General features: G+C 42.2%; 8 protein-coding genes. 5 read left to right on the top strand and 3 right to left on the bottom strand.

Features of this window, described 5'->3' with window-relative positions; translation table 11 throughout:
• Positions 1–6 precede the first annotated feature (6 nt).
• The gene (locus OSCI_RS12700; RefSeq protein WP_007355368.1) at positions 7–927 is read left to right on the top strand and encodes a 2OG-Fe(II) oxygenase; all 921 of its coding nucleotides are present in this window, start codon (positions 7–9) and stop codon (positions 925–927) included.
• A 121-nt stretch (positions 928–1,048) separates the two neighbouring features.
• On the opposite strand, the gene OSCI_RS12695 is transcribed toward OSCI_RS12700, so the two are convergent.
• Positions 1,049–2,533: an ankyrin repeat domain-containing protein gene (locus OSCI_RS12695; protein ID WP_007355367.1), complete on the bottom strand. Its 1,485-nt coding sequence runs from the start codon at positions 2,531–2,533 to the stop codon at positions 1,049–1,051.
• Between the two features lie 95 nt (positions 2,534–2,628).
• Here OSCI_RS12695 and OSCI_RS12690 point away from each other — a divergent pair, with 95 nt between their 5' ends.
• Positions 2,629–3,099, top strand: coding sequence for a DUF4079 domain-containing protein (locus OSCI_RS12690; RefSeq protein ID WP_007355366.1), 471 nt, complete (start codon positions 2,629–2,631; stop codon positions 3,097–3,099).
• Between the two features lie 238 nt (positions 3,100–3,337).
• Here OSCI_RS12690 and OSCI_RS12685 read toward each other — a convergent pair whose 3' ends face one another.
• Complete coding sequence (locus OSCI_RS12685; protein WP_007355365.1) at positions 3,338–4,294, bottom strand: glycosyltransferase family 2 protein; 957 nt, start codon at positions 4,292–4,294, stop codon at positions 3,338–3,340.
• A gap of 154 nt (positions 4,295–4,448) precedes the next feature.
• The gene (locus tag OSCI_RS12680; protein ID WP_007355364.1) at positions 4,449–5,156 is read right to left on the bottom strand and encodes a DUF1997 domain-containing protein; all 708 of its coding nucleotides are present in this window, start codon (positions 5,154–5,156) and stop codon (positions 4,449–4,451) included.
• Between the two features lie 253 nt (positions 5,157–5,409).
• Between OSCI_RS12680 and OSCI_RS12675 the strand changes: the two genes are divergently transcribed.
• From OSCI_RS12675 to OSCI_RS12665, 3 genes are all read left to right on the top strand, one after another.
• Positions 5,410–6,069, top strand: coding sequence for an SDR family oxidoreductase (locus OSCI_RS12675; protein WP_007355363.1), 660 nt, complete (start codon positions 5,410–5,412; stop codon positions 6,067–6,069).
• Positions 6,070–6,195: 126 nt separating this feature from the next.
• The gene (locus OSCI_RS12670) at positions 6,196–6,897 is read left to right on the top strand and encodes a glycoside hydrolase family protein (protein WP_007355362.1); all 702 of its coding nucleotides are present in this window, start codon (positions 6,196–6,198) and stop codon (positions 6,895–6,897) included.
• A 37-nt stretch (positions 6,898–6,934) separates the two neighbouring features.
• The gene (locus tag OSCI_RS12665; RefSeq protein ID WP_007355361.1) at positions 6,935–7,636 is read left to right on the top strand and encodes a class I SAM-dependent methyltransferase; all 702 of its coding nucleotides are present in this window, start codon (positions 6,935–6,937) and stop codon (positions 7,634–7,636) included.
• Positions 7,637–7,696: the final 60 nt, after the last annotated feature.

Here is a 7,696-nt window from a genome sequence, read left to right as displayed (position 1 = left end):
ACTATTATGGTATCAACAACCCAGCAACTTCAAAGCAAAGATGTTAAAGTCAAAATTCTCTTAACCGGAGGACATCAGTGTACAGTCAATCTCAAATCTGACGCACCCTTACTGCACGGCCTCATCAAAGCTTTGATGGCTAAATCTCAGCAAACACCTGCTTTTTCCACCTTATTCCAAATCCCCATAGATGATGGTCGTTCCGCTCTATGTTTTCCTAGCGAACAGTTAGTTGGCTTAGTCACAGAACCCCCGATTTACTTGCAGCAACAACAGGAACACAAACCTATTATAGAAATTCCCTCCCCCCCTCCCACTCCTATTTCCACCGTTCACGATCTAACATCTCGCTATGCTCAAATTGAAAACTTCTTGACAGCCGCAGAAAACAAACAACTACTGCAATATGTCCTCGATAAAGAAGCAGAATTTGTTCCTACCAGCACATCAACTAATGCTGAAGATTACCGTCGTTCAATGGTACTCCATTCATTCCCTGAATTCTCAGAACTCATCGTCAATCGCATTAAAGCAATTCTGCCAGATGTCCTCCGTAAATTAAATATTCCCTCATTTCCTATCGGCGATATTGAATCTCAGCTAACCATGCACAACAACGCGAACTTTTACAAAATGCACAACGATAACGGCTCTCCAGACACATCTAGCCGATTCTTCACTTACGTTTACTATTTTAATCGAGAACCCAAGGGTTTTACGGGCGGTGAATTACGGCTTTACGACAGCAAAGTTGAAAATAACTATTACGTTGCTGCCGATACTTTCAGAACTGTAGAACCCCGAAATAACAGCATCGTCTTCTTCCTCAGCCGCTATATGCACGAAGTATTGCAAGTAAATTGTCCTTCAAAAGCTTTTGCAGACAGCCGCTTTACCATCAATGGCTGGGTACGACAAGCTAGTTAAAATTTAAAATCGATCGAATACAGAACTTACGGACACTTGTGCAGTAACGCCGCCTTATAGGCCGTTTCTTTAACACCTAGAAGGCGGCCCCACTATGATTTTGCGTAAGTCCTGTTAAAGTTTACTCGCCAGCGCCTGTCTTTTTCAGCAGTTTTACTGCATCCGCGTAATTGTTATATTCCGCTAGCATTAAAGCGGTATAACCGCCCTTATTTTTCTGGTTTAAATCCGCTCCTGCTTCAAGTAAAATTTGTACAATATCGGCATAACCCCGATGGGCGGCCCACATTAAAGCTGTGGCATCTGCATCATCTTTTAAATTGACATTAGCACCATTTTCTAGTAACAGTTGTACCATAGAAATATTGCCGCGATCTGCTGCTTTCATTAAACCTGTCTTACCTTTGTCAGCAACTACATTAACATCAGCACCAGCGTTCACCAAAAGTTTTACTACTTCCGCGTGCCCGTGAAATGCTGCCAAAGTTAAAGCTGTTTCCTCAAAGTTTTTTGCATTTAAGAAATAGGAACTATTCTGCGGTTCAACCTTTCGCAGCAAAGCTGCTACAATTGAAGTGTAACCGTGAAAAGTTGCCACTAGCAAAGGCGTATCACCTAGCTTATTTCTTACTTGGAAATTAGCGCCTCGGTTCAAAAGCAATTCTACTACCTCGGTATTACCTTCGACAACAGCAAAATTTAAAGCAGTTTCATCATCGTTATCTTTAGCATTAATATCGGCACCAGCATCAAGTAAAAGAGTTGCAATCTCCACATTTCCTCCCGCCGCCGCTGCCATCAAAGCCGTACCACCATCCCCATTTTTAGCATTTACCTCCGCGCGTGCATTCAGCAAAGCTTTTACCACATCAACATGACCGAAATCAGCAGCCAAAGTTAAAGCAGTTTCACCATCTCGATCCTGAAAATTAACATCAGCACCACCCGCCAATAATACTTCTACAATTGCTAAACTCCCAGATTTAGCACCTAAAATTAAAGGTGTTTTCCCCTCCCGATTTTTGAAATTTGCATCTAATCCATAATTAAGCAAAATTCCGATAATTTCAGCATGACCTTGACTGCCTGCTAATAATACGGTAGAATTATCAACATTAGCTTTAGCATCTAGTAAAGCTTTTACAACAGTCTTTTCACCTTGTAAAACTGCTATTTTTAAAGCAGTATCTCCATCTTTATCTTCAACATTGACATCAGCCCCCGCATCCAGTAGAAGTTGCACAATAGAGATATCCCCCTTCAAAGATGCCGCCATCAATGCAGTGCTGCCATCATCATTTTGGGCATTGACATCCGCCCCCCTACTTATCAACAGCCGCACAGCATCAACCTGTTTGTGAGCCGCCGCCAACATCAAAGCAGTGATGCCAAATTGTCTTCTGGCAAAGTTGACATCAGCACCTTTATCAAGTAGAAGTCGCACAATTTCCGTATACCCTTTCTGCGCTGCAAACATCAAAGCCGTAGTACCATCTCGATCCTGGGCATTGGCACTGACACCCTTAGCGAGTAAGGCTTGTGCATTAATGATGTTGCCGCTTTTAGCTGCCTGGATTAGTAAACCGTCGTGTTTGGTAGACCCCATAATTCCGCCTCATCCCATCTGTTTGTACCATCACATGAGACTGTCTAAATGGTATGCTAAGTTTTATAAAGTTTTTTGCCCATCCTGAGAACGCTATGAATCTTGTAATTCCTGAATCGGTTAAAATTTGGAGCCAATTCATCCACCCTGCTTTAATGTGGGTATTGTTTGCGATCGCATTTTACGCCCTTTACCTCGGCATCCAAATCCGGCGTACCAGAGCAAGCGAAGGCGAAGTCAAAAAAGAGCTGATTAAAGGTAAGTTTAACATCAAACACTACCAAATCGGCTCTATACTTCTAGCCATAATGGTAATCAATACCCTCATTGGCATGGGTGTCACCTACATCAACAACGGCAAACTATTTGTTGGCGCACACCTCTTAGCAGGCTTAGGTATGACAGGAATAATTGCCACATCTGCCGCCTTATCTCCCTATATGCAGAAAGGAAATGATTGGGCAAGATACAGTCATATTACTCTCAATGTCATTCTTTTAGGACTATTTGCTTGGCAAGCAGTCACGGGAGTAGAAATCGTCCTGCGAATTATTAGCAAAATGTAGTAATTTGTTAGTTGTTAGTTGTTAGTTGTTAGTTGTTAGTTGTTAGTTGTCATTGCGAACGCAGTGAAGCAATCCCAAAACCTTGCCACAAAGTTACAATTCATAAGTTCTGCCTTTAGTAACCTCAAGGCAATATCAATCTATTGCGATTGCTTCCTCAATCTATTGCGATTGCTTCGCTACGCTCGCAATGACAACCAACTAACAACCAACAACCAAGAACAAACAACTAACAATTCTAAATTATTAGAGGAGAAAGCAGCGATGCAGGTTTCCAAATTCGAGCAAGAATGCCTTTCTCAATTAAATAATCAGTCTCCTCCTGATTTTCAAATACAACCTGTTCGCGATAAAAATCTGCTAGTTTATCAATGTCACCAGAACAGAAAATATCTCTAGACTTAGTATGAAACGTAACAGGAATTTTAGTCTCGCCAAACCAATAATCTGAAAAATTACCTAACTGCTGATACTTGCGATAATAAAATCCAAATCCGCAACTGATATAATGAAGTATCAGCGGACAACTCGTACACTGAGCCGTTTCTGGATGCTTTTCAACTGTAGTAAATTCGTGAACTCCACTTGGCAAAACACCGGGCAAAACTCGCGCCGCCGCCTTACCATTTCCATAGCCAATAAAATACTCTTCTCTCCTAAAAAACTTATTGTAGTCATCAGGTAAAGGATAAGGCATTAAATGCCCATGTTTTTTAAACAGCGTCACCTCTTTAAAGTAATCATCTATTGCCAATTTCTCTGGCACACCTTCAAAATTTCGATAGAGAACTTGACCTATACTGTAGGGAATAAAATCAAAATGATCGGAGATTGACTCTTGGGTGTAAAAGAGTTCATCGCAGTCAATATGGATAATCCAATCCATCTGCATTTCCCAGGCTAATTTGATGGCAGTTTCAGCATTTAAAATCTGTCTAGCCATCACTTCGCTAGTGACGTGCTGAGCCATATTGTTGTAAAGAGTATTTCCCTTTTGCTGAAATTTCAAGCTTTCATCGCAAGGAATTGCACTAATATTAGAGAATCTTTGAGCAATTTTTATTGACTCATCTTCTGGGTTATCAAAAAAGATAAATATGTGGGCTATTCCTATTTTCAAATGGTAGCGAATAAAAGATTCAAGAATATTTCCGGGGTCTTTGACAGTTGTTACAATGCAGACCTTTGAACTCATAACACTCTCTGACTCTTGGTTGATTTTGCTAATGTTACTTGGGCGATTGAAATCGCATCTACACAAACGAAGTCCGCCTACGCGGACTACATAATTTTAACCCGCGCAGGCGGGTTTTGTCTGTGTAGCTGCGATTTCTATTCGGCCCGTAATATTATTTTTTATGAAGCTTTTTCGGAAACGGTATCCCTAATGAATCGTGGAAAACTTGCTGAGTTTTGTAAGTTAATCGCCGATTAACTTGACCTACAATTTTGTCTAAAACACCCTCCCCCGTCTTCTGAATCAAAGCACTAGATTTACCGCGAATAAACTTGGGGAAATATAGCCCCACTGCTAAATCTAGCTGCCATTTAACACTGGTAATTGCTGGCGGTAACTGAGCAAGATCAGAGGCGTTTAACTGTGCAGAAAATTCTTCTGTCGGTACTTCTACTAACTCCATAACTGAGCAAAAATCAACATCATATCCAGGGGCAGTATAATCAGGTATAGGAATAGTCCGAATGCGGTAAAATCCTTGCTCATCAGGGGGTAACAACTCCAAACCAATCCGCGCTTCTACGATATACCCAAAAGCGCCAAAACGCCCAATTAACATATCGTAGCCATTCTCCCCAAGGGGTTCAGCTTTCATCGGATGAGCACAGGGGATGAACCAAGTATGGTGGTTATCAAAATGTTTAGCTACCGTCTGAGCATCGGCATACATCTCCATACTGTCTTCAAAATGGCTGTGAAACCAAGTCTGTTCAGTTTCTGCCGATACCTCTGTAACTTCCGGTTGTGGGGTGTTAGATGGTTCGTTCCAAAGTTCTTCAGAAGCTTGAACAGCTTGATATTCAGAGGAATCCTGCTGCATGATATGCTCTCCTGTAATAGATGCGGTTTTCTCGGCTTAAGGATACCAGTTGAGGATTTAATCCCTAGAATTGATAGTGGTGAAAGTTGTGCTTAGCAGCAAGAAAAATTTGATCTTAACTCAGCATAACGCGAGATTGTAAGCAACCCCAGTCTTTAGACAGGGGGCTTGAGCTTGATATTCAAGGTAGGCTAAAGTCTGCAACCTTTTTCCTCCCTGGGTTTAATGCCGCAGGGTTTCCAACGGAGTTTTTATGAAAGCATTTGTAGCAGGGGCAACTGGTCAAACTGGCCGTCGGATTGTTGAAGAACTCGTAAAGCGCAATATTCCTGTCCGTGCTTTAGTTCGGAATTTAGAGACAGCTAGGGAAATTCTGCCTCCAGAGGCGGAATTGGTGACAGGTGATGTATTAAATGCAGCATCTCTTGCTGAGCTCATAGGTGACTGTACAGTGCTGCTTTGCGCTACCGGCGCTAAGCCTAGCTTCGATCCGACAGGGCCTTATAAGGTGGACTATGAAGGTACTAAAAATCTGGTAGATGCTGCCAAAATTAAGGGAATTGAGCATTTTGTGCTCGTGACTTCTTTGTGCGTTTCTAATTTTTTCCACCCGCTGAATTTGTTTTGGCTGATTTTGGTGTGGAAGAAGCAAGCGGAGGAATATTTGCAAAAAAGTGGTTTGACTTACACGATTGTTCGGCCTGGGGGTCTGAAGAATGAGGATAACACCGATGCGATCGTGATGGAGTCTGCGGATAAACTTTTTGATGGGAGTATTCCGCGAACTAAGGTAGCGCAGGTTTGCGTTGAGGCGTTGTTTCAGCCTGCATCTCGTAATAAAATTGTGGAGATTGTGGCGAAGTCTGAGGTAGAGGCGAAGACTTTTGACCAGTTGTTTGCTGGTGCGGCTTAAATCGGGAACTGTGCGATCGCATTTTGTAGTAAGGCTTTAGTCAAATTGCACGCAGTTAACTCCCTATGTAGTTGCGCTTAGCATAGACAGCGCAACTACATAGGAAAATCAAAGGAATTACAAGGAATGACAAGAATTAGAGTTAGAGAAGTTGACCGCAGAAAACTAGGCTTATTTCGCCGCTCGGAAATCCAAATCTTGAAACGCCTGATTTTCAGCAGCGTAACTATCTTTATTCTAGCATTCTTGATTGGGAATTGGCATGGAAATCAAGAATCTTTTGTAGTTCAAAATGAGAGCAATCAATTGCCTCCTTTAGCAATGAAAGGCGGCGATCCTTACATTCGAGCACTGATGCGAACGATATCAGCAAGCGAGTCGAATGTTACCCAACCATACTCAGTTATTTACGGTGGCGAACTTGTCTCTGATTTAAGCCGTCATCCCGATCTATGCGTAAAAATTGTCTCCGGCCCCAATCGCGGAAGGTGTACCACAGCGGCCGGGCGATATCAATTTTTGAGCTCTACTTGGGAGGAAAAAGCTAAGCGATATCATCCCCATCCGGCTCAGTTTATATTTTGGAAAGAGTACAGTTTTGAACCAAAATTTCAAGATGCTGTTGTTTATGCTTGGTTGAGCGATACCAAGTTTTGGAAAGCCGATATTTCCGCACTGTTACAACAGGGAAAATTCAATAAAGTGCAGCGGTTGTTATCGGGGACTTGGACAAGTTTAGGCTATGGGATAGAAGACAATTCTATGACTGGAGAGTTGCCAGAAATATATCAGGAAATGCTACAAGAAGAACTAGGGAAAGCAAGTTAAGTACAGAGACAAATAAAAACACTCCTTTACTTTCATCATGCAAAATCAAAAGTCATCTATTGTTTTTGACCAAGAACGCGCTTCTTCCTACGACAAAAGATTTGCTAAATTCGCTCCATTGCGCGACGCACTTCATTTGCTGATTAGCCTGGTACTTTCCGAACTTCCTGCTGATGCAAGGATTCTCTGTGTCGGCGCGGGAACTGGTTTAGAATTAATTGACCTGGCCAAAAGATTTCCACAGTGGCAATTTACTGCGGTAGAACCTGCGGCACCGATGCTTGATATTTGTCGCCAACGTGCCGAAGAGAATGGCATCGCGTCACGTTGCACTTTTCACGAAGGTTATCTCGATTCATTGCCTGCATCGGAATCTTTTGATGCGGCAACTTGCCTTCTGGTTTCTCACTTTTTTATGGATCGAGATCGGCGGCGCAACTTTTTTAATCAAATTGCTTCACGACTTTGCCCTAATGGATATTTGATCAGTGCCGATCTGGTTTCTGATATGTCTACTTCAGCTTACGAAAGCCTTTTTGAGGTTTGGATAAGAATGCTGAAGTATTCCGAAGTGCCTGCTGAGGAAATTGAAAAGTTTCGTGCTTCTTATGGTCAGGATGTGGCGGTGCTACCGCCACTTGAAGTTGAGTCAATAATTGTATCAAGTGGCTTTGATTCACCTGTATTGTTCTTCCAGAGCCTTCTCATTCATGCCTGGTATGCTCAGCGATCGCTGTAAAAAGCTATATTTCTCATAGCTTAATATGGTTTCGGCGATCTTCCCTTCTTCCCTTCTTCT

Origin of the sequence: Kamptonema sp. PCC 6506 (assembly GCF_000180455.1) — a bacterium.
GTDB lineage: Bacteria > Cyanobacteriota > Cyanobacteriia > Cyanobacteriales > Microcoleaceae > Kamptonema > Kamptonema formosum.
This window is presented reverse-complemented; position numbering and strand designations above follow the sequence as displayed.